The organism is Rathayibacter sp. PhB186, assembly GCF_003751825.1.
Taxonomy (GTDB): Bacteria; Actinomycetota; Actinomycetes; order Actinomycetales; family Microbacteriaceae; genus Rathayibacter; species Rathayibacter festucae.
Map to the genome: position 1 here is coordinate 1,356,697 of NZ_RJKO01000001.1, position 23,765 is coordinate 1,380,461.

Genomic DNA, 23,765 nt, shown 5'->3' on the forward strand with positions numbered 1-23,765 from the left:
GACCCGTGATGCCGCGCCCCGGGGCCGTTCTCCGGGCGACGGCTCCTACGGTTCTCTGCGGCGCGCATCCGCGTCCCGGAGAACGGAGGAGGGCAGCCATCATGCGACCCACCGTCGACCTCCCGCTCGCCGCCGCCGTCGGCCTCGTCCACGCCCTCGTGGACGACCTCGTCCGCGGCGCGGGGATCCGGGCCCTGTTCCTCAAGGGCCCGATCGCCGATGCGCACCGGATCCGCCGTCCCCATCCCTCCAGCGACGCGGACGTCCTGGTCGCCCCGGGCGATGCGGACCGCCTCCTCACCCTGCTCGGCGAGCGCGGCTGGTCGGTCCGGCCGGGGTCCGCCGCGCACCGGGCGTTCGTGGCCCACTCGATCACCCTCCTCCACCCCTCCTGGCCCTGCGACATCGACGTGCACACCAGCTGGCCCGGCTTCTTCGTCGATCCGCAGCTCGCCTTCGAGGTGCTCTGGCGGACCCGCTGCGAGGTGGTCGTCGCCGGAGTGCCGGTGCGGGCGATCGGCTTCGACACGTCCGTCGTCGTCTCCGCCCTGCACAGCCTGCGCTCGCCGTATCAGCAGCGCAGCGAGGAGGAGTTCGAGGAGCTCGTCGCGGTGGTGGCGGCCCGGGGCAGGGAGGAGGCGGTGGTCGCTCGAGCCGCGGAGCTGGGTTGCCTGGAGCCGATCGCCCCCTTCCTCGCGCGGATCGGCGCGACCGTCGCGCTGCCCGCCCGGCCGAGTCGGCAGTACGCGCTCTGGCAGCTGCGCACCCGTCGACCGAGCAGGACGGCCGACTGGCTGCTGGCGATCGACCAGGCGCCGACACTCGCGGAGCGCCTCGTCCTGCTCCGGCGAGCGCTCCACCCCGCCGGCCGGGACCTGGTGATCGACCACCCTCTGCTCCCGCCGACCGCCTCCGCCCGCCTGGCGATCCGTGCGCGGCGCTTCGCGGCCGCGGCTCGTGCGCTCCTGCCCGCGATCCGGGACCTCGTCGCCGTGCGCCGCGCCTCCCGGGCGGACGCCGACGCGGCCGCTGCTCCGCGGCTCGCGGCCGGAGGAACCGCTCCCGTCGGCGGAGCTCCCGTGCCGGCGCCCGGCACCGAGCGGACAGCTCCGGCGACAGGGCAGGTCGTCGACGGCGCGCGGACGTTTTGCGGGCGGTCCGTGACGGGGTCCCGCGTGGCGGCGATGGCGACGCCGCAGGGCCTCTACCTCCTGCCCCTCGGTGCGCCCGCGGGGGCGCAGCCGGTCGTGCTGCAGGGGTCGGCTCGGCTGCTCTGGGAGCGGTTCTCCGCTCAGGACGCGCGCTCGAGAGCAGGGGCCGCCGCGGTCGTGCGCGCCGCGGACGACCTCGGCGACGTGCTCGCCGACGGCCGGCGGGCGGAGATCGAGCAGCTCCTCGACGAGCTGGTCGAACTCGGCCTCCTGGCGTCCTGACCGCGGGGAGCCGGCGACACCACCCGGGGGATCGGCGACCAGACCGGGGGACCGGCGGCCCGACCCGGGGGAGGGCCGGCGGCGCGTCAGCGCACGGAGAGGAAGCGCCCCCGGCTGCCCGCGACGACGCCCCGGAGGATCGTGCCGGCCGTCGCAACCCGGCCCCATCGCAGGCCCCGGGCTGCCAGCGCGGCGCAGTAGATCCCGCGGTTCAGCGCGAAGACGGTGCTGCCGCGGCGCCCCTCCGTCCGGGCCAGCTCGAGGTCGAGGGCGGTCCGGTTCCGGACGGCGAGGTAGAGCTCGTGGGAGTTCGAGGAGTGCAGGAGCACGTCGGTCGCCGACGCGCGCTCGGCCGCGCTCCGGCACCGGTCGAGTTCATCGATCCGACTCAGGGGGTGCACATTGATCGTGAAGCCGGCCCGCGTGATCCGCCGCGTCCAGTCCCGGTCGTCACCTCGGAGCACGAACTCCCGACGCGGCGGTTCCACCTCGACGAGCGCGGCCCGGGAGACCAGCAGGCCGCCGTAGGGCGCGATCGGAACCACGATCGGCTCCTGCGGGCGCGCCCCGCAGCGGCCGCAGGCCCCGCGCCGGAGGAGCCGGCGCACGTCGTTGTCCAGGAACCGGCCGGGGCTCGGGAACACCTCGGCGGCGGGCCGACCCGTGACGAGCTGGGACTGGTAGAAGTCGGTCTCGCGCAGACTCGCGTGGCAGGCCCTCGGATCGAGCGCCAGGGGAGAGGCCAGCAGCACGGCGAGCGCGTCCGGCCGCGGCGCGGTGTCGTCCTCGAGGAGCCAGGCGTAGTCCAGCTCCTGCGTGCGGCAGTGCTCGATCGCGGCCCGGAAGCCGCCGGCGGTGCCGAGGTCGTTCGGAAGGACCGTGGAGCTCACGCGGGCGTCGAGGCCCGCCGGGAGCAGTCCGCGCAGCACGCGCTCCTGGCCGCCGTTGCCGCTGAAGACGACGTGCACCGAGTCGGCGCCGGCCTGCAGAGCCGCCTCGACGACGCGGGCGAGTGTCGCCGTGCGCTTCCCGGTGGACACGGTCACGGCGATGACCCGGGGTTCGGTGCCGTCGAGGCGTCGGAGCATGGCGGTGGTCTCTTCTTCGGTGAGGGGCGGGAGCGAGAGGCGGGCGCCGAGAGCGGCGCCGCCTCGAGCGAGGAGGACAGGAACAGCACCGTACACGAGAAAATGAGGTGTGCTCGCTATTGCGAGAGATTCTCTCAGTTCCGCCCGCGCCGCGCACCGCAGCCCACCCGATCGCCCATGACCCGCGCCCCCTCCTCGGCGAGGACGACGTCGAGCACTCGCTCCGCGTAGGTGCTCCAGTCGGTGATCGACGTCGCCGCGGTGCGCGCCGACTCCGCGATCGCCAGCCGGGTCGCGCGATCGAGCGGCTGCACCCTGCTGAGCGCTTCCCGGAGCGCCAGGACGTCTCCCGCGGGCAGGACCGTGCTGTGCTGCGGGTCGAGAAGGGCGGAGGCGCCGTTGGCGTCGGTCGTGATGACCGGGAGCCCGGAGGCCGCGGCTTCGGCGACGACCAGGGAGCAGGCGTCCTCGAGCGTCGGGAGGACGAAGGCGTCGGCGGCCCGGAACTCCCGCACGAGCTCGTCCGCAGAGAGCGGGCCGGTGACGATCACGTTCGGCGGGACACCGCGGAGCAGGCGCCGATCGAAGACCCCGCCGGCCAGGACGAGGTCGACCGGCAGTCCTCGAAGGGCGTCGAGGAGCTGGGGGATCCCCTTGCGGTGCGAGAGGTGGGCCGCGCAGACGACTCGTCGCCGCTCGGGGTCGCGATCGACGGACGGTCCGTCGGGGGTGAAGCCGGTCAGGCTCACGCCGTAGGGGATCTGCACGATCTTCGCGCGATCGACGCCGTACCGGGCCATCTGCTCCGAGACGATCGCCGAGGGGGTGAGGACGATGTCGGCGTGCCGCAGCTCCTTCTCGATCCGGCGCACGAGGCGCCCGGGGTAGCGCTCGTCCCAGGTCCGGCGGCGGGAGAAGTGCCGGAGGAGCTCGCCGTTGTGCGCGCGCGGATGCGCGTCCACGGCGTGGAGGACCCGCCGGGCGTCGGGGTGGGCGCGGAAGAGCGCGAGGCAGGCGCCCGGGAAGCCCAGCACGACCGCGCCCTCGGGGAGCTCGACAGCAGCCGCCGCCCGGTCGAAGAGGACCTTCGAGAGGTAGGACGCCCGCAGCGCGAGACCGGGACAGGGCAGCCGGAGACCCGCGCGGAGCACCGTCTCGGCCAGATGCGACACCCGCTCGACCCGGTGGGGACGGGACGCGGCGTAGCCGTCCCGGAGGACGCGCATACGCCGCCCGAAGGTCGTGCGGGCTGCAGCGGACGGGAGGGGGAGCGAAGCGGCGAGAGCGACGAGCCTCGTCCGCGGAAGGATCTCCGCGGCCAGAGCCCCGCGGGACGCGGCGCCGGCGATCAGGGCCCTGGCCGCCCCCTCGGAGTACGGGCTCGCGACGACGAGTTCGCGTCTCGGCGGCGTCATCGCCGTCATCGCAGCATCGCCCGGAGCTCCTCGCCGATGCGGCGCACGAACTCGGTCCGCGAGAACGCCGCCGTGGAGTGCTCGCGCGCGGCCCGTCCGAACGATTCGACGGCGGCGCGATCCAGCCCCTCGAGGGCCGCGACCCACTCCTCCACCGCGCCGGGGGCGAGCGTGCGCCCGGTGACTCCGTCCAGGACGATCTCCGGCAGCCCGCCGGACCGGCTGACGAGGGCTGCTCGTCCGGCTGCGGCGGCCTCCAGGGCGATCGTCGGCAGGGGATCGGGCGACGTGCTGGGCACGACGACGACGTGAGCCGCGTCCAGCACTCGCCGCACGTCCTCGCACTCGCCGCGCACCTCGACGGACTCGCCGTTCCGCATGCCCGCCACGATGCCGGGGACGTCCACTCCGGCCCCGCAGACCGGAGGCCCGCCGAGGACGATCAGCCGCACGTCTCGGCGCTGGAGGCGACTCCACACCCGGAGGAAGTGCTCGTGGCCCTTCCATGCGTTCCACCTGCTCGCCAGGACGAAGACGAGTTCGTCTCCCTGCGGGAGCGGGACCGGCGGTGCGCTCTCGAATCCGTTGTGGACGACGGTCGACCGTCTCCGGTTCGAGGCGGTCAGCGTGTCCGCGACCGCTCGGCTCACGACGACGAGGCGGTCCGCCGAGCGGAACAGCAGGCAGAGGACCAGGCGCTCGATCCCTCGACTGTGCTCGTGCAGGTGCAGGAGGGTCGGTGCACCGAGGAGGCGGGCGACGGGCAGCACGAGCGCGAGCGCGGCGGTGTTCACGTAGACGAGCGCCGGATCGAGTTCGCGGATCGCCCGGCCGGTCGCTGCGGTCCGCCGCAGGAAGGAGAGGAGGTGGCGCGGCCGGAGGTAGGCGCGCCGGAGCACGGGCAGCGGCATGCGGTGCACGGTGACACCGCGTTCCTCGAGCAGGCGGGTGAGGGGGCGAGCGGGGTAGTCCAGGTCGTCCGGGAGCCACACTTCGGCCGTCACGTCCTCGGGGACCGCTCGCAGCGCCTCGAGGAGGACCCGATCGGCGCCGTAGGTCTCGTCGGAGGGATGGAGGAACAGGATCGTTCGCGGACAGGACGCCGTCGCCGGAAGGCGGGGACGGCGTCGCCGGCCGACGGACCCGCTCACCGGCTCGCCAGCGGGCGGCGGTGGGCGCGCGGACGGGGCGACCGCGCCGATGTGCCGTCCACCAGCCCGGCGAGGGTCTCCTCGTAGGCGGAGCAGACCGAGCCCCAGGTGTAGTGCTCGCGGGCGCGCTCGCGGGCCGCGTCGCTCGTGGCGCACTGCTCGTCGGGGGAGAGGAGCATCCGCCGCACCGCCGCGGCGATCGACCGAGCGTCCGGTGCGACGAGCACGCCGCCCTCCCCGAGCACCTCCCGGTTGTAGACGGTGTCGCGGGCGACCGTCGGAGCGCCGCAGGCCATGGCCTGGACCAGCGCGGGATTGGTGCCGCCGACGCTGTGGCCGTGGAAGTAGGCGCCCGCGTGCTGCCAGAGCGAGAAGAGCCGGGCGTCGTCGCGGAGGTGACCGAGGTGGTGGATGCGCTCGTGGGAGGCCGCCAGGCGAGCGGCCCGCTGATCCAGCACGCCGCCGCAGCCGGTGGAGCCGACGATGACGACGTCGTGGGTGCGCGCGATCGCGGGAGCGGCGGCGAAGAACTCCTCGACGGTGTTCTCGGGCACGAACCGCGAGACGAGGAGGGCGTACGACCGGTGCCGGAGCCCGGGCTCCACGGGCAGGTCGGGCGGGATGTCTCCGCCGTAGGGCAGGAAGACGCCGTCGCGCTGGAAGTCGGTGCCCCAGCGCCGGGCGATCTCGTGCGAGTCGAAGGCGAGCTCGGTGGCGTGCGCCGCGGTCATCCGCGCGCCCCTCCGGAAGACGGACCGCGCGAGAGGCCCCCACTTCTCCCGCTCCCACTCCATGCCGTCCACGTTCACGAGGGTGGGGATGCCGCCTCGCTCGAGCAGGGGGAGGAAGAGGCCGTTCGCGGCGTTCATGACGAGTGCGACGTCGGGAGCGCGTCGCACCGCGTCGCGGGTCGCGCTCAGCCCGTGGCTCAGCGTGCTCAGCGACCGGGAGTCCCAGCCGGAGGTGACGACGGTGCGGACGCGCGGGTCCCGGCCCTCGGCGTCGTCGACGGTCGCTCCGGGGCGCCCGTAGACGGTGACGTCCCAGCCTGCGGCGACGAGGTGGGGGGCGAGCCTGCGGACCGCGGTCTCGAAGCCGCCGTAGTAGCTGGGGTAGCCGCGCGTGCCGATGACGGCGAGGGATTTCGGCATGGCGGGGACGCTATTCGCGCGGGACCGGGCGTCGACCCGGAGGGGCGTGTTCGTCGGGGAACTGGCGCGCGGCGCCGCTCGGACCGCGTCAGACGCGCCGGAATCGACGCAGGTGGCGCAGGATGCGCGTCAGCCTCGACCGGCGACGAAGACCCACATAGGCGCTCGGCGACACGGCGATGAGGGCGAGTGCGGCCGCGACGGCGAGGTGCCCGTCGCGGACGGTGCGGAGGACGTCGCTCGCTCGGACGTCGGCCGAGACCTCCCGCTCGATCGTGCGTCCGGCATCGCCCGCGGACGGGTGCTCGGCGACGTGGTTCAGGGCCGACAGGTGGGCGACCCGCGCCGTGTAGGAGCTGACCGAGGGGTGCGCGGCGAGCAGGGGGAAGTCCGCCTCGAGCAGGCGCACGACGTGACGGACGTTCCTCGAGAGGTCCAGGAGGTCGACCCGCAGTCCGTCCGTGATCGCGCCGGGGCGGACGGAGTAGACGTAGAGCTCGCGATCGACGAACGAGACCGTGCGCGCACGCGCGAGCAGGACGGCCATCAGCGCCGTGTCCTCGTAGGAGCGGGAGCGGGGGAAGCGGAGGCCGGCGTAGAGCTCGCGCCGGACGAGCTTGTTCCAGAGGAAGGCCCAGAGCCGGAACTCGAAGAGCTCGACCGCGGCGTCGCATCCCGTCCAGAGGCGGCCCCCGGTGTACGGCATCGCTCCGACGGGCAGCCGCTCGCCCGACTCGCCGACGGCGACGAGACCGGTGACGACGACGTCCACCTCGCCGGACATCGCGTCGACCATCGCGGCGAGCATGTCCCGATGGACGTGGTCGTCGGAGTCGACGAACCAGACGGCGTCACCGGAGGCGCGCTCGAGGATCGTGTTCCGCACCTCGGCGAGCCCGAGATTCGACTCGTGCGTCACCACCAGCACCGAGAACGCCGGAGGCGCGTCCGCGATGGACGCGCGGACCTTCACCATCGAGTCGTCGGGGCTCGCGTCGTCGACGACGATCACCTCCACCGTGCATCCGGGCGGCAGCGCGAGCGCCCACAGCGAGGAGAGGCAGCGCTCGACGTACGCGGAGACCCCGTGGACCGGGACCCCGATCGTGACCGAGCGGGGACGCGCCGTGCTCGGGCGGGTCATCGGTGGCCGTTCGAGGCGCTGGCCCCGCCGCTCGCCCGGCCGGCGCCCTCGAGCAGCTGCTGGGCGGCCGCGAGCAGGTCCGGTGCCACCGAGTCCGCGGTGAAGGCGTGAATCCCGCGCGCAGCGCGAGCGGTGAGGCGCTCCCTGAGCTCGGGCTCGTCGAGCAGTCGTCCGATCGCCTCGCTGAGCGCCGAGCGGTCGTCCCGAGGCACCAGCAGCGCATCCACGCCGTCCTCGCAGAAGTCGTCGAAGCCGCTGCCGGTGGTGGCGACGAGCGGGGTACCCACCGCCTTGACCTCGAGCGCCGCGTTCCCGAAGCCCTCCCAGCGCGAGGGACAGGTCACGACGGTGGCGGCCCTGATCGCGGCGAACACCTCGTCGCCACCGACGTGGCCGAGGAACGTGAACCTGTCGCGGTGCTCGGCGGCGACCGTGCCGAGGAGCTCCGCCTCCGTCGGCTCGAGGAAGCAGAAGGCTCCCGCGAAGACGAAGGAGACCTCCGGACGGGTGCGGGCCAGTGCCTCGAAGGCGTGCATCGCGGTCTCGACGCCCTTGCGCCGCTCGATGCGGCTGAGGAAGAGCACCACGGGACCCGGGCCGGGCGGCCAGCCCTCCGGGAGGTTGCCGGACCGCGCGCTCCGCTGCACCGTCGGCACGTCGATGCAGTTGCGGACGACGACCGAGGGCGGAAGCTCCGGGATCCGCGTCGAGTACCAGTCCCGGACCGCGCGGGAGATCGGCACGAGTCCGCGCGACCGTCTCATCTGGCGGGTCTCGAGGCGCTTCTGGAGCCCGATCAGGAGGCGCGTGCGGAGAGTCCGCCCTTCCGTCGACCGGCCCGCGATCCAGTCCGCGATGCGGTAGCCGGTCGCGAGGTTCGTCACGAGCGGCGCGTGCCGGGGGAGCAGCGCGCCCAGGCCTTCCCACTCCGCGAGGAAGATCACGTCGTAGCGGGAGCGGCGGACGAGGGCGCGCAGGTGGAGCGCCCGTTGCAGGAGCCGGCCGACAGCGGGCCGGCGGCGCAGCCGGACGTACTCGAGGATCCGCACGCCCTCGGGATCGAAGCCGTCGAGAGGCGGATCGCAGGAGAGGACGACGAGGTCGACCTCGACGCCCGCTCTCACCAGCGCCGGCAGGAGCGAGGCGAAGCCGCGCCCGATTCCGCCGGTGTAGGGCGTCAACCCCGCGTACTCCGTGGTGGCGACCAGCCAGCGGCGCGTCGATGTCATCAGCACTCCTCGGTGTCCGCCGGGGGCGGGGTGTCCAGCGGCTCGCGGGACGCTACCAAGACGCTCGCCGCCACTGCGGCGTGCGGCGCGGTCTCCGGGGCTCTTGGCGCGGCGCGGCCGGAACGACCCGGCTCGTCGCCGGTCCGGCTGCTCCGGCGCGCCCGTCCCGCGCTGCTGGTGCAGCGGGGCCCGAGCTGCTCGAGTGGCGCTCGCCGGGGCCGACGCGGCGCGGAGGGACGGGCGGGAGGGCACGCGGCGGTGCCGGTTCCGACCGGGCTTCCGCGATGGTCAGCAGGAGGGCGAGCGCCGGGATGATCAGAGAGGCCGGCGCCGACTCGAGGAGGTTGAAGGCCGATGCCGCCACCAGATAGGCGACCAGCATCGCGGGACCGGCCACGGCACCCCGGGCGATCGAGCAGATCAGGACGATCAGGAGGTGGGCCAGCAGGAGCGTCGTGCCGATGAGCCCGTAGCTGAACACCGTCTGCCACAGGCTGCTCTCGAGGACGTAGTTCCCCCCGCCGTTCTGCGCGAAGACGACCCCCGACAGTCCTCCTCCGGAGCCGAAGACGCCCGACTCCGTCGGCAGCACCTTCAGACCGATCCGGAGGACCAGGTCGCGGACGTCCGCGGACCGTGCGCCCTCCTCCGTCTCGGAGCGGGGGTCGAGGGCCTGAGCGCCCACGGTCGACACGATCACGAGGAGAGGGGCGAACGCGACTATCAGTCTGACGAGCCGGCTGCCCGTGAGGCGGAAGACGGTCACGCCGCCCGCCACCAGGACGCCGACCGCGATCGCGACCATGGCGCTGCGTGATCCGGAGAGCAGCACTCCGGCGCAGCAGGCCGCGAAGCCGAGGAGGGCACCCGGCCGTCCGCCCTTGAGGAACAGCCCGAACGCGAGGGATCCGACCGACGCGAAGAAGGTGCCGTTCACCAGGGGGTGCCCGAGCGTCGTCATGATCCGGTAGACGCTCCACTTCTGCGTGAGCGGGAACGGAGCGGAGGCGAAGATCTCGGCGTAGAGGTTCGACCGCGTCGTGGACTCGACCGTCCCGACGATCGCGAGGACGACCGACACGAGGAGGAGGGCGGTGGTCAGCGGCCGGAAGACCGAGGGGTCGCTCATCCACAGCGGTAGGGCGATCAGCGCGATGACGACGACGGCCGTCCAGGAGACGATCGTCTCGATCTGCCCCTGCGGCCGGAGGACGGGGATCACCAGTGCGTAGACCGTGAACGCGATCGGCGCCATCAGCCGGGTCCTGCGGAGCCAGTGCGGTGGCGGAGCTCCGGTCGCGATCGCCAGGGCGGCCGCGAGGACGATGATCGGACTGAGGATCGGGAACGGCGCGGGCAGCGCCAGGTAGTCGAACGGGACGACCGCGTAGAGGACGAGGACGAGCGTCAGGGCGCCGGCCGGCGGGAGCAGGCGGGCGACGATCAGCACGCAGGCCGCCGCAGCGGCGAGCGCCGGGATTTGGAGCTCGCCGGTGACGACCGCGACCACCACGGCGCCGAGCAGGAGGACCGCCAGAGCGGGAAGCCAGACGGCGTTCGAGCGCTGCGCGGGTGGTCCGCCCGGGAGCGAGGACTCCGCGTGACCGGGCCGCTGCAGTGGCGGCGGTCGTCGTGGAGACCGTGCGAGCGATCGGCGGTGCGAGCCGGGGGGAGGTGGTGTCATGGCGGGTCGCCTCAGGGGTCGGGGGTGTCACGGATGGTCAGCTGTAGCGGGGGAGCGCGGCGCAGAAGCCTGCGGCGCCGATGAGCACGCCGGCCGCGAGGCAGCCGGAGACGCGCAGCAGGCCGGAGCGGCCGATGTCCTGCCCGACGTGCGGCAGGCGACCGGCGAGGGCGACGGCGTCGCGGAGGACGGCGGCGCACGCCCCCGCGAGCAGATCGGCGGCGACGGCGAATCCGGCTCCGATGCTGAGAGCGACGCCGATCCAGTGCCAGGGGACGAGCACACTCGCGCGGCCCTGCACGATCAGGTACGAGGAGGCGCACCACAGGCAGGCGATCGGCGCGGAGGAGACGGAGAGGATCGGCACGATCAGCAGGGCGGGATGCCAGGAGGAGTCGAGGACGCGGCCGAGGACGAGGAGATCCAGGGCGACCATCGTCGTCTGCACGACCACGGCGCCGACCGCCGCCTGCGTCACGACGGAGCGGAGCACTGCGCGCCGCTCCTCGTCCGTCCGGGAGTTCGCCAGCCGGGCGCGGAGGACGTTCGCGAGTCCGAGGACGACGGCGTCCGAGACGGCGCGCGCGATCTGACTCGCGATCGAGTAGAGGCCGAGTGTCGTGGCTCCACCGAGGGCGGAGAGGACGATCCGCTCGGACTGGCCCTGCAGCCAGCCGAAGACGTTGCTCTGCAGGGTGGGGATCACGTAGTCCCTGAGCATCGGCCGACGTGGCAGGTCGGGAGTCGGCAGCGTCCCCCGTCTCGAGAGCAGGAGCAGGAGGATCCCCTCGGTCACGACGGTCTGGAGCGATCCCGCCGCGATGCCGAGGACGGGAGCGAGCGGGACGCAGACGACGATCGAGGCGATGCTGCCGAGGGCCTGGCCCCGCGCGATCGAGGCCCAGCGTCCGTCGACCTGCGCCCGGGTCAGTGCGGGCAGGATCGCTCCGTGGAGCGCGGCGACGGCGACGAACGGCAGGAGGGCGACGGCCTGCGCTGCGGACGCCGCCGACACGGCCCAGAGCAGGCCGATCGCGACCGCCATCGCCGTCGCCCCGCCGACGGAGACGACGGCGGCGGCGCGCCGGAGCTGGCGCGCACCTCCCTCCCTCCGCCACATCGCGACGCCGAGCGGGCGCACCGTGTTCTCCCCGATCTCCTGCAGGAGGGAGAGCGCGAGGAACGCCATCGCGTACACGCCTGCCTCCGCGGGCGACACGTGGACGGCGACGACGAGGCCGACCACCGCGCTCGTGCCGCGGGAGACGAGCCGCTCGAGGGCGGCGTTCGAGGAGCTCCGCGCGGTCGGGGAGCGCAGCAGTGCGGCGACGCGGTGGATCATCGAGCTCCGGGGCGGGGAGCCCCGGACTCCGCTGCGCAGCAGGACGTCCGGTCCATCGAGGGAGCCTCCCGATCGGGGATCACGACGGCAGGCGAGCCGCCGGGACACGGTAGGTCGCCCCGTTCCGCCCCGCCCCGCGTGGCGCGTCCCGGGGCGCGGATCGCCTGGTCCCGTGCAGCGGGCCCCTCTCGGCGCGGTCCCTCCGTGCAGGAGCCGTCCGCCGGAGCGGTGCGCGCCCTCCGGGTGGTCACCACCGGTGGTCCCGTATCATTGCGGCGTTATGTCACGCATCTACGACTGCTCCGTCGACACGGACCTCCTGACCGGCACCCGTCTCGCGCGCACCGCGATCGGCCGGGGCGAGCTCGTCGTCCTGCCGACCGACACGGTCTACGGGATCGCGGCCAACGCCTTCGACGCCGCGGCGGTGCAGCGCCTGCTCGACGCGAAGGGGCGCACCCGGCAGTCGCCGCCGCCCGTGCTGATCGGCGACGTGGCCGCGCTCGACGCCCTCGCGGAGAACGTGCCCGAGGCCGTCCGCGAGCTGGCGAAGGCCTTCTGGCCGGGTGGGCTCACGATCGTGCTGCACGCGCAGCCCTCCCTCGTCTGGGACCTGGGCGAGACCCGGGGCACCGTCGCCCTCCGGATGCCCGACAACCCGGTCACCCTCGAGCTCCTCGCCGAGACGGGGCCGCTCGCGGTCTCCTCCGCCAACCGCACCGGCCGCCCGTCCGCCACCACCGCCCAGGAGGCGCTCGACCAGCTCGGCGACTCCGTCGACGTCTACCTCGACGCGGGCACCGCCGGCAGCCGCTACAGCGATCGCCCGGTCGGCGCCAGCGAGTCCTCCACCATCGTCGACGCGACCGCGCTCAGCTTCGAGGGCGGCACCCTGCGCATCCTCCGCCAGGGCGTCGTCTCGGCCGAGAGCATCCGCGAGGTCGTCGGCGACCTCCTCCTCGACGGCGTCGCCACGGCCGAGGAGCCCGAGGCCCCCGCGCCGGTCGCGTCCTACGACGCCTCCACCGAGCTCAGCGACCCGACCGTCGAGGACGACGAGCCCGTCGCCGCCGAGGAGCAGCCCGCTCCCACGGCGCGACCGGACTGGGCGTCGCGCGCTCAGGTGCAGGACGAGCCGGCGGCGAGCGGCACCGCGCGCCCCGACTCCACCCCGGGTGAGTAGCCGATGATCACCTTCGTCCTGGTCTCGCTCGCGGTCGCGGTCGTGACCTGCGGGCTGTCGTGGGTCATCTGGAAACTCAGCCTGCGGTACCGGCTCTACCCGGCGATCCGGGTGCGCGACATGCACACCCGGCCGACCCCGCGCCTGGGCGGGATCGCCATGTTCCTCGGGATCCTCGTCGGCTTCGGCATCGCCTCGCAGCTGCCCTACTTCCGGCTGGTGTTCGCCAACCCCGAGCCGATCCTCGCGATCCTCGGCGCGAGCCTCCTCATCGTCCTGATCGGCGTCGCCGACGACATCTGGGACCTGGACTGGACGACGAAGCTCGCGGGGCAGATGATCGCCGCGGGGCTGATCGCCTGGAAGGGCGTGCAGATCGTCTCGCTGCCGATCGGCGGCCTCACCGTCGGCTCGCCCTGGATGTCACTGATCATCACCGTGCTGGCGATCGTGCTCGTGACCAACGCCCTGAACTTCATCGACGGTCTCGACGGCCTCGTCGCCGGGGTCGCGCTGATCGCCAACGGCGTGTTCTTCCTCTACAGCTACCTGCTGGTGCAGCAGACGTCGCCGACGGACTACTTCAACCTCGCCTCGCTGATCGCGGTCGTCCTCGTCGGCGCCTGCGCGGGCTTCCTGCCGATCAACTGGCGCCCGGCGAAGATGTTCATGGGCGACGGGGGAGCGCTGCTCGTCGGCATGCTGATGGCGACGTCGGCCATCGCCGTCACGGGGCAGATCGACCCCTCGCAGCTCGCGGCGAAGGAGCTGCTGCCCGCGTTCATCCCGATCATCCTGCCGTTCGCGATCCTGGTCGTCCCGCTGATGGACTTCGGCCTCGCGGTGATCCGGCGACTGCGCGCGGGCAAGTCGCCGTTCAGCGCCGACCGCAAGCACCTGCACCACCGGCTGCTCGACATGGGGCACTCGCACCTGCACGCCGTGCTGATCTTCTACGCCTGGACGGCGGTCGTCGCCTTCAGCTGCCTGCTGATGTTCGTCGTCGACGTGCTCTGGGTGCCGCTCGCCTTCCTCGCGATCGGGCTGCTCGCCTGCACCGTCGTCACGCTCCTCCCGCTCAGCCGCCGCAAGCGGCTCGAGGCGGCGGCGCAGTCGGCGGAGGCGTCCCCCGTCCTCGACCCCCTCGACCGCGCGTCCGAGACCGACACGCGCCGTCCGCCGATCGGGCTCCCGCTCGGTCGCGACACGACAGCGCCGCACCAGGCGCGGAAAGAAGCATCATGACCGGAGCCTCCCCGGCCGCCCCCCGCCCCCAGCCCGCCTCGGTGCCCGTCCTCCGGCGCACGCTCGCCGTCGGCGGCGTCTTCGTCCTCGCTCTGGCCGTCGTCGGCGCGATCGTCGGATTCCTCGCCGCCGGCGGGGAGGGCGCCATCGGTGCTCTGATCGGCGCCGTCGTCGGCGGGGTCATGGTGGCGCTCACCGCCGCCAGCATCCTCGTCGCCAACCGGATGGACATCGGCGGCTTCTTCGCCGTGGTGCTCGGCACCTGGCTCGCCAAGTTCGTCCTCTTCGTGATCGCGGCCCTCGTGCTGCGCGACCAGCCGTGGCTGAACAGCACCGCGATGTTCGTCACGATCATCGCGGCCGTCCTCGGCTCGCTCGTGATCGACGTCCTCGTCGTCTCGCGCTCGCGCATGGCGAACGTCAGCGACATCGCCCGATGAGCGCCGCCCGAGTGGCGTCTGAGAGGATCACGATTCGGCTCTCAGGCCGTTCTGTTGCTACAGTAGGGTCCAATCCCCGCAGGCGACGTGTGCCCGTCCTCAGGTCGTCTCATCGTTGATGTCGACCGCCGAGTGCGAACGCCGTCCGAGCGGAATACCCCACCTTTCGTCGTCGCGAGAGCGTTGCGTCCGAACGATTCACGTCGTTCGTCTGCCACGTGCCACGCCCCGAATTCCAGGAGCTAGCGCTGTTTGCTAACGCTGTGACCCTGTTGGTCTCGTCCTCGACCGGTGAGAGTGACTTCCACACCCCGTCGATCTCCGAGTTCTTCCCGCCCGGTTTCCTCTTCGAGGGAACCCCTTTCGAGATCAACCGCGTCATGCTGGTCCGCTTCATCGCGGTCATCGCACTGATGCTGTTCTTCTACCTCGGGACGCGCAAGATGCGCATCGTCCCGGGACGCTTCCAGAGCGTCGTGGAGATGGCCTTCGACTTCGTCCGCGTGACGATCGCGAAGGACATCCTCGGCGAGAAGGACGCGCGCCGCTTCCTGCCGATCCTGGTGACGATCTTCTTCGCGATCATCGCGATGAACCTCACCGGCATCGTCCCGTTCCTGAACATCGCGGGAACGTCGGTCGTGGGCATGCCCCTCTTCCTCGGCCTGGTCGCGTACGTCACCTTCATCTACGCCGGCATCAAGGACCGGGGGATGGGCTTCTTCAAGAACGCCCTCTTCCCGCCCGGAGCCCCGTTCCTGATCTACTTCATCCTCACGCCGATCGAGCTGCTGCAGACGTTCATCATCCGTCCGCTCTCGCTCGCGCTGCGGCTCGTGATGAACATGATCGTCGGGCACCTGCTCCTGGTGCTGTGCTTCTCGGCCACGCAGTTCTTCCTCTTCAGCTCGCAGATCGACCCGGGGTTCAAGCTCTTCGGTGTCGTGACCTTCGCCTTCGGCGGGGCCTTCACGCTCTTCGAGCTGCTGGTCGCCGTGCTGCAGGCCTACATCTTCACTCTCCTCGCTGCGGTCTACATCCAGTTGGCCGTCGCCGAGGAGCACTGACCCCACTACTCACGGGCTCCCGCCCGTTCACACGATCACCCCACTGAAAGGACCCACTCGTGGACTCAGTCACCGTTCTCGCCGAACTCACCGGCAACATCGCGACGGTCGGTTACGGCCTCGCAGCGATCGGCCCCGGCATCGGTGTCGGCATCGTCGCGGGCAAGACCGTCGAGGCCATGGCGCGCCAGCCCGAGATGGCCGGCCGCCTCCAGACCACGATGTTCCTCGGCATCGCGTTCACCGAGGTGCTCGCGCTCATCGGTCTCGCCACCTACTTCATCTTCGCGGCGTAGTCGTGTTCAGCACCGCTGTGAACATCGCTGCGGAAGAAGGTGACGTCCCCGCGGTCATTCTGATCCCGGAGTTCTACGACTTCTTCTGGTCGGGGGTGATCTTCCTCATCCTGCTGTTCTTCTTCTGGAGGCTGGTCCTGCCGCGCATCCAGACGATGCTCGACGCGCGCTCCGCCGCGATCGAGGGGAACATCGCGAAGGCCGACGAGGCCCAGCGACAGGCTGAGATCGCACTCGAGAAGTACACCGCTCAGCTGGCCGAGGCCCGCGCCGAGGCCGGAGTGATCCGCGAGAAGGCGAACGCCGACGGCAACGCGATCGTGGCGGCGAAGAAGGAGCAGGCGCAGGTCGAGGCCGAGCGCATCCTCCAGAACGCGCACGCCCAGATCGAGGCGGACCGCCAGTCGGCCGTCGTCGCTCTGCGCTCCGAAGTCGGAACCCTCGCCATCGATCTCGCCTCCGGCGTCATCGGCGAGAGCCTCAACGACGACGCGAAGGCGTCCGCGATCGTGGACCGCTTCCTCGCCGACCTCGAGGCCTCGGAGAAGGCGAACAGCTGATGGGCAGCGCGTCCAGGCAGGCACTCGCGTCGGCGAAGGCGGAGCTCTCCGCCCTCGGCGGCCAGGCGTCCCTCGACACCGCCCGGCAGCTCTTCGAGGCGGCCCGGGTCATCGACGGGCAGGCGCAGCTGCGCACGGTCCTGTCCGACCCGAGCACCGACGCGGGCAGCAGACAGGCCCTCGTCGCCCGGGTGTTCGCACCCTTCGGTGAGCCGGCCAAGCGCCTGCTGACCGTCGTCGTGGGCCACCGCTGGTCGAGCCCGAGCGATCTGATCGCCGGGATCGAGGAGGTCGGGGTCCGTGCGATCGCGTCCGCCACTCCGGAGGGCGTCTCGCTCGAGACCGAGCTGCAGACCTTCGGCGCCGTCGTGGCGTCGGATGCTCAGCTCGAGCTCGCGCTCGGCAGCAAGCTCGCCGCGGCGGACTCGAAGGTGGCGCTCGTGCAGCGCCTCCTCGAGGGCAAGGCCTCCGCGGAGACCCTCGCCGTCCTCCGCCAGCTGATCGCGCACCCGCGCGGTCGCCGCATCCCCGAGCTCGTCCGCTTCGCGGCGGGCGTCGTCGCCGACCAGGGCGGCTTCACCCTCGCCACGGTCTCGGTCGCGGCTCCGCTGCACCCCGAGCAGCTCGACCGGCTCCGCTCGGCGCTCACGCGCCAGTACGGCCGCCCGGTCTCCGTCAACGTCCTGGTCGACCCCTCCCTCCTGGGCGGCATGCGACTGCACGTCGGCGACGAGGTCATCGACGGCTCCGTTTCGGCGCGGCTGTCCGACCTGAAGCTCCAGCTCGCGTCCTGACGGACGCACGTATCCTCAGGGAGCGGCTCGCGCCGCCTCCGACCTCCGCACCACCCAGGTCAGGCCCCGACGACCGCTTCGGCTCGCACGGACCCAACGAATAGGAATTCCCATGGCAGATATCACCATCAGCCCGGATGAGATCCGCGACGCGCTGAAGGACTTCGTCTCGTCGTACGAGCCGGGCAAGGCGTCCACCACCGAGGTCGGCTACGTCATCGACGCCGCCGACGGCATCGCCCACGTCGAGGGACTCCCCGGCGTCATGGCGAACGAGCTGATCCGCTTCTCCAACGGCGTGCTGGGCCTCGCCCAGAACCTCGACGAGAACGAGATCGGCGTCGTCGTCCTCGGCGAGTTCTCCGGCATCGAGGAGGGCATGGAGGTGACCCGCACCGGCGAGGTCCTCTCCGTTCCTGTCGGCGACGGCTACCTCGGCCGCGTCGTCGACCCGCTCGGCAACCCGATCGACGGACTCGGCGACATCGCCTCCGAGGGCCGCCGCGCCCTCGAGCTCCAGGCGCCCGGCGTCATGTCGCGCAAGTCGGTCCACGAGCCGCTGCAGACCGGCATCAAGGCCATCGACGCGATGATCCCCGTCGGCCGCGGACAGCGCCAGCTCATCATCGGCGACCGCCAGACCGGCAAGACGGCCATCGCGATCGACACGATCATCAACCAGAAGGCCAACTGGGAGTCCGGCGACACGAACAAGCAGGTCCGCTGCATCTACGTCGCCATCGGCCAGAAGGGCTCGACCATCGCCTCGGTGAAGGGCGCGCTCGAGGACGCCGGAGCGATGGAGTATACGACGATCGTCGCGTCCCCCGCCTCGGACCCCGCCGGCTTCAAGTACCTCGCCCCCTACACCGGCTCGGCCATCGGCCAGCACTGGATGTACGGCGGCAAGCACGTCCTGATCATCTTCGACGACCTGTCGAAGCAGGCCGAGGCCTACCGCGCCGTGTCGCTCCTCCTGCGCCGCCCGCCGGGACGCGAGGCGTACCCCGGCGACGTCTTCTACCTGCACTCCCGCCTGCTGGAGCGCTGCGCGAAGCTGTCCGACGAGCTCGGCGCCGGCTCGATGACGGGCCTCCCGATCATCGAGACCAAGGCGAACGACGTCTCGGCGTACATCCCGACCAACGTGATCTCGATCACCGACGGCCAGATCTTCCTCCAGTCCGACCTCTTCAACGCGAACCAGCGTCCGGCGGTCGACGTGGGCATCTCGGTGTCGCGAGTCGGCGGTGACGCCCAGGTCAAGTCGATCAAGAAGGTCTCCGGAACGCTGAAGCTCGAGCTGGCGCAGTACCGCTCGCTCGAGGCGTTCGCGATGTTCGCCTCGGACCTCGACGCCGCCTCGCGCCGTCAGCTCGCCCGCGGCGCCCGCCTCACGGAGCTGCTCAAGCAGCCGCAGTACTCGCCGTACCCCGTCGAGGAGCAGGTCGTCTCGATCTGGGCCGGAACGAACGGCAAGCTCGACGAGGTCCCCGTCCCCGACGTGCTGCGCTTCGAGCGCGAGCTGCTCGACTACCTGGGCCGCAACACGCAGGTCCTCTCCACGCTGCGCGACACCAACGTGCTCTCCGACGACACCGTCGCCGAGCTGCACCGTGCCGTCGACGGCTTCAAGCTCGAGTTCCAGACCGGTGAGGGCAAGCCGCTCGCCTCGGTCGGGCGCGAGGAGCACAAGGCGATCTCGGCCGACGAGGTCGGCCAGGAGAAGATCGTCAAGGGCCGTCGCTAACAGCGGCCCCCTGACGATTCAGAGAAGGACAACAGGAGACACATGGGAGCGCAACTCCGGGTCTACCGGTCGAAGATCCGCTCGGCCCAGACGACCAAGAAGATCACCCGCGCCATGGAGCTGATCTCGGCCTCGCGCATCCAGAAGGCGCAGAACCGCGTCGCCGCCGCGGCTCCGTACTCGAACGCCATCACGCGCGCCGTGTCGGCCGTCGCGACCTACTCGAACGTCGAGCACCCGCTCACGACCGAGCGCGAGAAGCTCGACACGGCCGCGATCGTGATCTTCACCTCCGACCGCGGCCTCGCGGGCGCGTTCTCCTCGAGCGTGCTCAAGGAGGCGGAGGAGCTGGCCTCGCTGCTGCGCAGCGAGGGCAAGGAGGTCGTCTTCTACCTGGTCGGCCGCAAGGCGAACGCGTACTTCTCGTTCCGCCGGCGCCCGAGCGTCCGCATCTGGACGGGCGGCACCGACCAGCCGGTGTTCGAGACGGCGAAGGAGATCGCCGACGCGGTCGTCGACTCCTACAACCTCGACGACGAAGAGGGCGGAGTGGACGAGATCCACCTCGTGTACAACCGCTTCGTCAGCATGGTCACCCAGCAGCCGACCGTCGTCCGGCTCCTGCCGCTCGAGGTCGTCGAGGGCGCCGAGGATCAGAACACCGATCTGTACCCGCTCTACGAGTTCGAGCCCGACCCCGAGACTGTCCTCGACCGCCTCCTGCCGGTCTACGTCGAGAGCCGCATCTTCAACGCGATGCTGCAGTCGGCGGCGTCCGAGCACGCGGCGCGCCAGAAGGCGATGAAGTCGGCGAGCGACAACGCCGACACGCTCATCAAGACGTACACCCGGCTCGCCAACAACGCGCGCCAGACCGAGATCACGCAGCAGATCGCCGAGATCGTCGGCGGCGCCGACGCCCTGTCGTCCTCGAAGTAGACGGCGCACCTCCCCGACACGAAGCCTCCGCCCTCCGGGTGCGGTGAGACCACAGAAGGAAGAAGCAATGACACTGACCGCACCTGAGGCGGCGACCGGGACTCCGGGCGGGGCCGTCGGCCGTATCGCCCGCGTCACCGGCCCCGTCGTTGACATCGAGTTCCCCCACGACGCGATCCCCGAGGTCTACAATGCGCTCTACACGCACGTCGAGGTCGAGGGCGTCTCGTCCAAGCTGACCTTCGAGGTCGCGCAGCACCTGGGCGACGACCTCGTCCGCGCCATCTCGCTCAACCCGACCGACGGACTCGTCCGCGGCCAGGAGGTCCACGACACCGGCCTGCCGATCTCGGTCCCGGTCGGCGACGTGACCAAGGGCAAGGTCTTCAACGTGATCGGCGAGGTGCTCAACGCTGACGCCGACGGCACGATCAACGGACAGTCGTTCGAGATCACCGAGCGCTGGCCGATCCACCGCAAGCCCCCGGCGTTCGACCAGCTCGAGTCGAAGACCGAGCTCTTCGAGACCGGCATCAAGGTCATCGACCTCCTCACTCCGTACGTGCAGGGCGGCAAGATCGGCCTGTTCGGCGGAGCGGGCGTCGGCAAGACCGTCCTCATCCAGGAGATGATCCAGCGCGTCGCGCAGGACCACGGTGGAGTGTCCGTGTTCGCCGGTGTCGGCGAGCGCACTCGTGAGGGCAACGACCTCATCGCCGAGATGGAGGAGGCGGGCGTCTTCGACAAGACGGCCCTCGTCTTCGGCCAGATGGACGAGCCGCCGGGAACCCGCCTCCGCGTCGCGCTCTCCGCGCTGACGATGGCGGAGTACTTCCGCGATGTGCAGAAGCAGGACGTGCTGCTCTTCATCGACAACATCTTCCGCTTCACCCAGGCCGGCTCGGAGGTGTCGACCCTCCTGGGCCGCATGCCCTCCGCGGTGGGCTACCAGCCGAACCTCGCCGACGAGATGGGTGTGCTCCAGGAGCGCATCACCTCGACGCGCGGACACTCGATCACCTCGCTGCAGGCGATCTACGTCCCCGCCGACGACTACACCGACCCGGCGCCGGCCACGACGTTCGCGCACCTCGACGCGACGACCGAGCTCTCCCGTGAGATCGCGTCGAAGGGCCTCTACCCGGCCGTCGACCCGCTGACCTCGACCTCGCGCATCCTCGACCCCCGCTACCTGGGTGCCGACCACTACCGCGTGGCCACGAACGTCAAGCAGATCCTGCAGAAGAACAAGGAGCTGCAGGAGATCATCGCGATCCTCGGCGTCGACGAGCTCTCCGAGGAGGACAAGATCACGGTGTCGCGTGCGCGCCGGATCCAGCAGTTCCTCTCTCAGAACACCTACATGGCGAAGAAGTTCACCGGCGTGGAGGGCTCGACCGTCCCGCTGAAGGACACCATCGAGTCGTTCGACGCGATCGCCCGCGGCGAGTTCGACCACGTGGCGGAGCAGGCGTTCTTCAACGTCGGCCCGATCACGGACGTCGAGGAGAAGTGGGCCCAGATCCAGAAGGAGAACGGCTGATCATGGCCGCGTTCCTGAAGGTCAGCGTCGTCTCCGCGAACGCGGAGGTCTGGGCGGGCGAGGCCAAGCAGATCTCGGCTCGCACCGTCGAGGGCGAGATCGGCATCCTGGTCGGTCACGAGCCGATGCTCGCGATCCTCGCCTCCGGTGAGGTGCGCGTCACGGCCGCCGACGGGACTCGGATCACCGCGCAGGCGGACGACGGCTTCCTGTCCGTCGAGAACGACGTCGTCACCGTCGTGGCCCGCGAGGCCGCGCTGGTCTGACGACCCGCCGCCTCGAGCGGCGACCGGAGGGGCCGGGTGATCATCGCGATCGCCCGGCCCCTCCGTCGTGCGCGGCGTCCCCTCGCCGCGTTCCCCGCGTGCGCTCTCGCACGCCGTCCTCCCGAGGAGTCCCGTGCACGTCCTGCTTCCCCCGTCCGAGACCAAGCGCGACGGCGGATCGGCCGAGTTCCGGGTCGAGGAGCTGTCGTTCCCGGGGCTGACCGATCGTCGCGTCGCCCTGCGCGACGCGCTGGTCGCGCTCGCCGGCGACCGGGACGCGGCTGCCCGCGCACTGAAGCTCGGTCCCCGGCAGCTCGGCGAGATCGAGCGCAACGCGGCACTGCCGACCGCGCCGGCGATGCCCGCGGTGGACCGCTTCGACGGTGTGCTGTTCGACGCGCTCGAGGCGGCGTCGCTCTCGGCCGGGGCGCGCGGCGTCCTCGGCCGGATCGTCGTGGTGCAGTCCGCGCTCTGGGGTCCCGTCCGGGGCCTCGACGGCATCCCCGCCTACCGGCTGTCGCACGACTCGCGTATCCCCGGGATGCCGCTCAAGCGCTGGTGGGCTGCCGAGGCGGGGCGCGAGCTGTCGGCGCTCCCGGGTCTCGTCCTCGACCTGCGCAGCGAGTCCTACGCGGCGCTCGGGCCGCTGCAGCCGGGGGAGGGGCGCTTCTTCGTCCGGGTGCGGTCGCGCGACGCGATGGGGCAGCTGCGCAACCTGAACCACTTCAACAAGCAGGGCAAGGGTCTCTTCGTCCGCGCGCTCGCGGAGGACGGCGTCGAGACCGACTCCCTCGCCGAGCTGATCGAGTGGGCGGCGTCCCGCGGGTTCGAGCTGGCGCCGAACGCCGGCAGCGGCGAGCTGGATCTCGTCGTGCGCTCGGCCTGAGCGTAGCGTCAGGAGCGGGCGCGGAAGCACCCGGTGAGGTGGTCGTCGACGACGCCGGCCGACTGCAGCAGGGCGTACATGGTCGTCGCACCGAGGAAGCGGAAGCCGGCCTTCCGGAGCGCCTTCGAGAGCGCGAGGGACGCCGGAGTGGAGGTCGGGACGTCGGCGGGGCGGACGATGCGGCCGGGCGGGGCGTCCTCCTCGAACGACCAGACCAGGCGGTCGATCGCGCCCTCGCCGTCGCGCTCGCGCAGGGCGACGGCCGCCTGCGCGTTGCCGATGGTCGCGAGGATCTTGGGGCGGCTGCGGATGATGCCGGCGTCGTCCATCAGGCGGTCCACGTCGTCCGCGTCCATCGCTGCGACGACGTCGAGATCGAAGCCGTGGAAGACCTCGCGGAACCGAGGCCGCTTGCGGAGGATGGTGATCCAGGAGAGCCCCGCCTGGAAGCCCTCGAGGCAGATCTTCTCGAAGAGCGGCCGGTCTCCGTGCAGGGGGACGCCCCACTCCTCGTCGTGGTAGCGGCGGTACTCGACGTCGTCGCCGCTCCAGCCGCAGCGGACGGTCCCGTCCGCGTCGGTGATCAGCCCGTTCTCGGCCGTCATCGGTGCGCGATCCCCTCGTGATCGAGCAGCCAGGCCTTCGTGGCGACGCCCTCGCCGGCACTGAAGCCGGTGATCCGGCCGTCTCCGGCCAGCACACGGTGGCAGCCGACGAGGATCGGGATCGGGTTCGCGCCGACGGCGCCGCCGATGGGCCGACCGGAGCGGAGCCGTCCCGTCGCCTGCCCGAGGGCACCGTAGGAGGTGATCTCGCCGAATCCGATCCCCTGGAGCGCTCCCCAGATCTCCAGCTGGAAGGGCGTTCCACGGAGCAGCAGCGGCAGGTCGAAGGTGCGCCGCTCGCCGGCGAAGTACGCATCGAGCTGGTCGACCGCGGTGCAGAGGACGGGGAGCGAGCTGTCGGGCAGGTGGTCGTGCGGGAGGGTTCCGCCGTTCTCGATCGCGAGCGAGACGATCGACTCGCCGTCGCTGCCGACCTCGATCCGGCCGAGGGGGCTGACGGTGCGACGCACGTGCAGGGGAGTCGTTCTCATGCCACGAGAGTAGCCGCGGCCCACGTGGGCGACCGGCGGGAATCGGACATCGGTGGACGGCTT

General features: G+C 71.7%; 23 protein-coding genes. 13 read left to right on the forward strand and 10 right to left on the reverse strand.

The features are described from left to right. Positions 1-101: 101 nt before the first annotated feature. The gene (locus EDF45_RS06365; RefSeq protein ID WP_185020101.1) at positions 102-1,433 is read left to right on the forward strand and encodes a nucleotidyltransferase family protein; all 1,332 of its coding nucleotides are present in this window, start codon (positions 102-104) and stop codon (positions 1,431-1,433) included. A gap of 86 nt (positions 1,434-1,519) precedes the next feature. Here EDF45_RS06365 and EDF45_RS06370 read toward each other — a convergent pair whose 3' ends face one another. The 8 genes from EDF45_RS06370 to EDF45_RS06405 all read right to left on the reverse strand — a co-directional run bounded on the left by EDF45_RS06370 (position 1,520) and on the right by EDF45_RS06405 (position 11,637). After that, positions 1,520-2,521: a glycosyltransferase gene (locus EDF45_RS06370; RefSeq protein ID WP_123735353.1), complete on the reverse strand. Its 1,002-nt coding sequence runs from the start codon at positions 2,519-2,521 to the stop codon at positions 1,520-1,522. 134 nt (positions 2,522-2,655) lie between these two features. Beyond that, positions 2,656-3,747, reverse strand: coding sequence for a glycosyltransferase family 4 protein (locus tag EDF45_RS06375; protein ID WP_148060232.1), 1,092 nt, complete (start codon positions 3,745-3,747; stop codon positions 2,656-2,658). 194 nt (positions 3,748-3,941) lie between these two features. After that, positions 3,942-4,940 carry a glycosyltransferase family 4 protein gene (locus tag EDF45_RS06380; protein ID WP_148060233.1) on the reverse strand — a complete coding sequence of 333 codons (999 nt, stop codon included), beginning with the start codon at positions 4,938-4,940 and terminating at the stop codon, positions 3,942-3,944. A 143-nt stretch (positions 4,941-5,083) separates the two neighbouring features. Further along, the gene (locus tag EDF45_RS06385) at positions 5,084-6,238 is read right to left on the reverse strand and encodes a glycosyltransferase (RefSeq protein WP_123735356.1); all 1,155 of its coding nucleotides are present in this window, start codon (positions 6,236-6,238) and stop codon (positions 5,084-5,086) included. Positions 6,239-6,326: 88 nt separating this feature from the next. Next, positions 6,327-7,382: a glycosyltransferase family 2 protein gene (locus tag EDF45_RS06390; RefSeq protein ID WP_123735357.1), complete on the reverse strand. Its 1,056-nt coding sequence runs from the start codon at positions 7,380-7,382 to the stop codon at positions 6,327-6,329. Further along, positions 7,379-8,611, reverse strand: a complete 1,233-nt coding sequence (locus EDF45_RS06395; protein WP_123735358.1) for a glycosyltransferase family 4 protein — start codon at positions 8,609-8,611, stop codon at positions 7,379-7,381. Before EDF45_RS06395 ends, EDF45_RS06390 begins: the two co-directional genes overlap by 4 nt. 52 nt (positions 8,612-8,663) lie before the next feature. Next, positions 8,664-10,295 (reverse strand): O-antigen ligase, encoded by a 1,632-nt coding sequence (locus tag EDF45_RS06400; protein ID WP_148060234.1) that lies wholly within the window; start codon positions 10,293-10,295, stop codon positions 8,664-8,666. 37 nt (positions 10,296-10,332) lie between these two features. After that, positions 10,333-11,637: an oligosaccharide flippase family protein gene (locus EDF45_RS06405; protein ID WP_123735360.1), complete on the reverse strand. Its 1,305-nt coding sequence runs from the start codon at positions 11,635-11,637 to the stop codon at positions 10,333-10,335. Positions 11,638-11,917: 280 nt separating this feature from the next. Between EDF45_RS06405 and EDF45_RS06410 the strand changes: the two genes are divergently transcribed. The 12 genes from EDF45_RS06410 to EDF45_RS06465 all read left to right on the forward strand — a co-directional run bounded on the left by EDF45_RS06410 (position 11,918) and on the right by EDF45_RS06465 (position 22,606). Next, the gene (locus EDF45_RS06410; RefSeq protein WP_123445500.1) at positions 11,918-12,820 is read left to right on the forward strand and encodes an L-threonylcarbamoyladenylate synthase; all 903 of its coding nucleotides are present in this window, start codon (positions 11,918-11,920) and stop codon (positions 12,818-12,820) included. Positions 12,821-12,823: 3 nt separating this feature from the next. Further along, positions 12,824-14,065, forward strand: a complete 1,242-nt coding sequence (locus EDF45_RS06415; RefSeq protein WP_123735361.1) for an MraY family glycosyltransferase — start codon at positions 12,824-12,826, stop codon at positions 14,063-14,065. Further along, entirely contained in the window at positions 14,062-14,505 is a 444-nt protein-coding gene (locus tag EDF45_RS06420) for a hypothetical protein (protein WP_123735362.1), read from the forward strand. The genes EDF45_RS06415 and EDF45_RS06420 overlap by 4 nt, the downstream gene beginning before the upstream one ends. A 263-nt stretch (positions 14,506-14,768) precedes the next feature. Further along, a complete protein-coding gene (gene atpB, locus EDF45_RS06425) occupies positions 14,769-15,572 on the forward strand; it encodes a F0F1 ATP synthase subunit A (RefSeq protein ID WP_123445503.1) in 804 nt (267 codons plus the stop codon). A 59-nt stretch (positions 15,573-15,631) separates the two neighbouring features. Beyond that, complete coding sequence (locus tag EDF45_RS06430) at positions 15,632-15,868, forward strand: ATP synthase F0 subunit C (RefSeq protein ID WP_055794702.1); 237 nt, start codon at positions 15,632-15,634, stop codon at positions 15,866-15,868. 2 nt (positions 15,869-15,870) lie between these two features. Continuing rightward, positions 15,871-16,428, forward strand: coding sequence for a F0F1 ATP synthase subunit B (locus EDF45_RS06435; protein WP_243582674.1), 558 nt, complete (start codon positions 15,871-15,873; stop codon positions 16,426-16,428). Then, positions 16,428-17,222 carry a F0F1 ATP synthase subunit delta gene (locus tag EDF45_RS06440; protein WP_123735363.1) on the forward strand — a complete coding sequence of 265 codons (795 nt, stop codon included), beginning with the start codon at positions 16,428-16,430 and terminating at the stop codon, positions 17,220-17,222. The genes EDF45_RS06435 and EDF45_RS06440 overlap by 1 nt, the downstream gene beginning before the upstream one ends. Before the next feature lie 112 nt (positions 17,223-17,334). Next, positions 17,335-18,972 (forward strand): F0F1 ATP synthase subunit alpha, encoded by a 1,638-nt coding sequence (atpA, locus tag EDF45_RS06445; RefSeq protein ID WP_123702905.1) that lies wholly within the window; start codon positions 17,335-17,337, stop codon positions 18,970-18,972. Between the two features lie 42 nt (positions 18,973-19,014). Further along, the gene (locus tag EDF45_RS06450) at positions 19,015-19,911 is read left to right on the forward strand and encodes a F0F1 ATP synthase subunit gamma (RefSeq protein WP_123445506.1); all 897 of its coding nucleotides are present in this window, start codon (positions 19,015-19,017) and stop codon (positions 19,909-19,911) included. 67 nt (positions 19,912-19,978) lie between these two features. Further along, positions 19,979-21,454 (forward strand): F0F1 ATP synthase subunit beta, encoded by a 1,476-nt coding sequence (gene atpD, locus EDF45_RS06455; RefSeq protein ID WP_123445507.1) that lies wholly within the window; start codon positions 19,979-19,981, stop codon positions 21,452-21,454. A gap of 2 nt (positions 21,455-21,456) precedes the next feature. Then, on the forward strand, positions 21,457-21,720 hold the full coding sequence (locus tag EDF45_RS06460; protein ID WP_123735364.1) for a F0F1 ATP synthase subunit epsilon: 264 nt from the start codon (positions 21,457-21,459) through the stop codon (positions 21,718-21,720). Between the two features lie 133 nt (positions 21,721-21,853). Next, entirely contained in the window at positions 21,854-22,606 is a 753-nt protein-coding gene (locus tag EDF45_RS06465) for a YaaA family protein (RefSeq protein ID WP_123735365.1), read from the forward strand. An 8-nt stretch (positions 22,607-22,614) separates the two neighbouring features. Here EDF45_RS06465 and EDF45_RS06470 read toward each other — a convergent pair whose 3' ends face one another. Both EDF45_RS06470 and EDF45_RS06475 read right to left on the reverse strand, forming a co-directional pair. Beyond that, complete coding sequence (locus tag EDF45_RS06470; RefSeq protein ID WP_123735366.1) at positions 22,615-23,211, reverse strand: DNA-3-methyladenine glycosylase I; 597 nt, start codon at positions 23,209-23,211, stop codon at positions 22,615-22,617. Next, positions 23,208-23,702 carry a methylated-DNA--[protein]-cysteine S-methyltransferase gene (locus tag EDF45_RS06475; RefSeq protein ID WP_123735367.1) on the reverse strand — a complete coding sequence of 165 codons (495 nt, stop codon included), beginning with the start codon at positions 23,700-23,702 and terminating at the stop codon, positions 23,208-23,210. Before EDF45_RS06475 ends, EDF45_RS06470 begins: the two co-directional genes overlap by 4 nt. Positions 23,703-23,765: the final 63 nt, after the last annotated feature.

Coding starts and splice junctions, on each gene's coding strand:
- EDF45_RS06365 (WP_185020101.1), top strand. CDS start 102: ATGCGACCCACCGTCGACCTCCCGCTCGCCGCCGCCGTCGGCCTCGTC.
- EDF45_RS06370 (WP_123735353.1), bottom strand. CDS start 2,521: ATGCTCCGACGCCTCGACGGCACCGAACCCCGGGTCATCGCCGTGACC.
- EDF45_RS06375 (WP_148060232.1), bottom strand. CDS start 3,747: ATGCGCGTCCTCCGGGACGGCTACGCCGCGTCCCGTCCCCACCGGGTC.
- EDF45_RS06385 (WP_123735356.1), bottom strand. CDS start 6,238: ATGCCGAAATCCCTCGCCGTCATCGGCACGCGCGGCTACCCCAGCTAC.
- EDF45_RS06390 (WP_123735357.1), bottom strand. CDS start 7,382: ATGACCCGCCCGAGCACGGCGCGTCCCCGCTCGGTCACGATCGGGGTC.
- EDF45_RS06395 (WP_123735358.1), bottom strand. CDS start 8,611: ATGACATCGACGCGCCGCTGGCTGGTCGCCACCACGGAGTACGCGGGG.
- EDF45_RS06400 (WP_148060234.1), bottom strand. CDS start 10,295: ATGACACCACCTCCCCCCGGCTCGCACCGCCGATCGCTCGCACGGTCT.
- EDF45_RS06405 (WP_123735360.1), bottom strand. CDS start 11,637: ATGATCCACCGCGTCGCCGCACTGCTGCGCTCCCCGACCGCGCGGAGC.
- EDF45_RS06410 (WP_123445500.1), top strand. CDS start 11,918: ATGTCACGCATCTACGACTGCTCCGTCGACACGGACCTCCTGACCGGC.
- EDF45_RS06415 (WP_123735361.1), top strand. CDS start 12,824: ATGATCACCTTCGTCCTGGTCTCGCTCGCGGTCGCGGTCGTGACCTGC.
- EDF45_RS06420 (WP_123735362.1), top strand. CDS start 14,062: ATGACCGGAGCCTCCCCGGCCGCCCCCCGCCCCCAGCCCGCCTCGGTG.
- EDF45_RS06440 (WP_123735363.1), top strand. CDS start 16,428: ATGGGCAGCGCGTCCAGGCAGGCACTCGCGTCGGCGAAGGCGGAGCTC.
- atpA (WP_123702905.1), top strand. CDS start 17,335: ATGGCAGATATCACCATCAGCCCGGATGAGATCCGCGACGCGCTGAAG.
- EDF45_RS06450 (WP_123445506.1), top strand. CDS start 19,015: ATGGGAGCGCAACTCCGGGTCTACCGGTCGAAGATCCGCTCGGCCCAG.
- atpD (WP_123445507.1), top strand. CDS start 19,979: ATGACACTGACCGCACCTGAGGCGGCGACCGGGACTCCGGGCGGGGCC.
- EDF45_RS06460 (WP_123735364.1), top strand. CDS start 21,457: ATGGCCGCGTTCCTGAAGGTCAGCGTCGTCTCCGCGAACGCGGAGGTC.
- EDF45_RS06470 (WP_123735366.1), bottom strand. CDS start 23,211: ATGACGGCCGAGAACGGGCTGATCACCGACGCGGACGGGACCGTCCGC.
- EDF45_RS06475 (WP_123735367.1), bottom strand. CDS start 23,702: ATGAGAACGACTCCCCTGCACGTGCGTCGCACCGTCAGCCCCCTCGGC.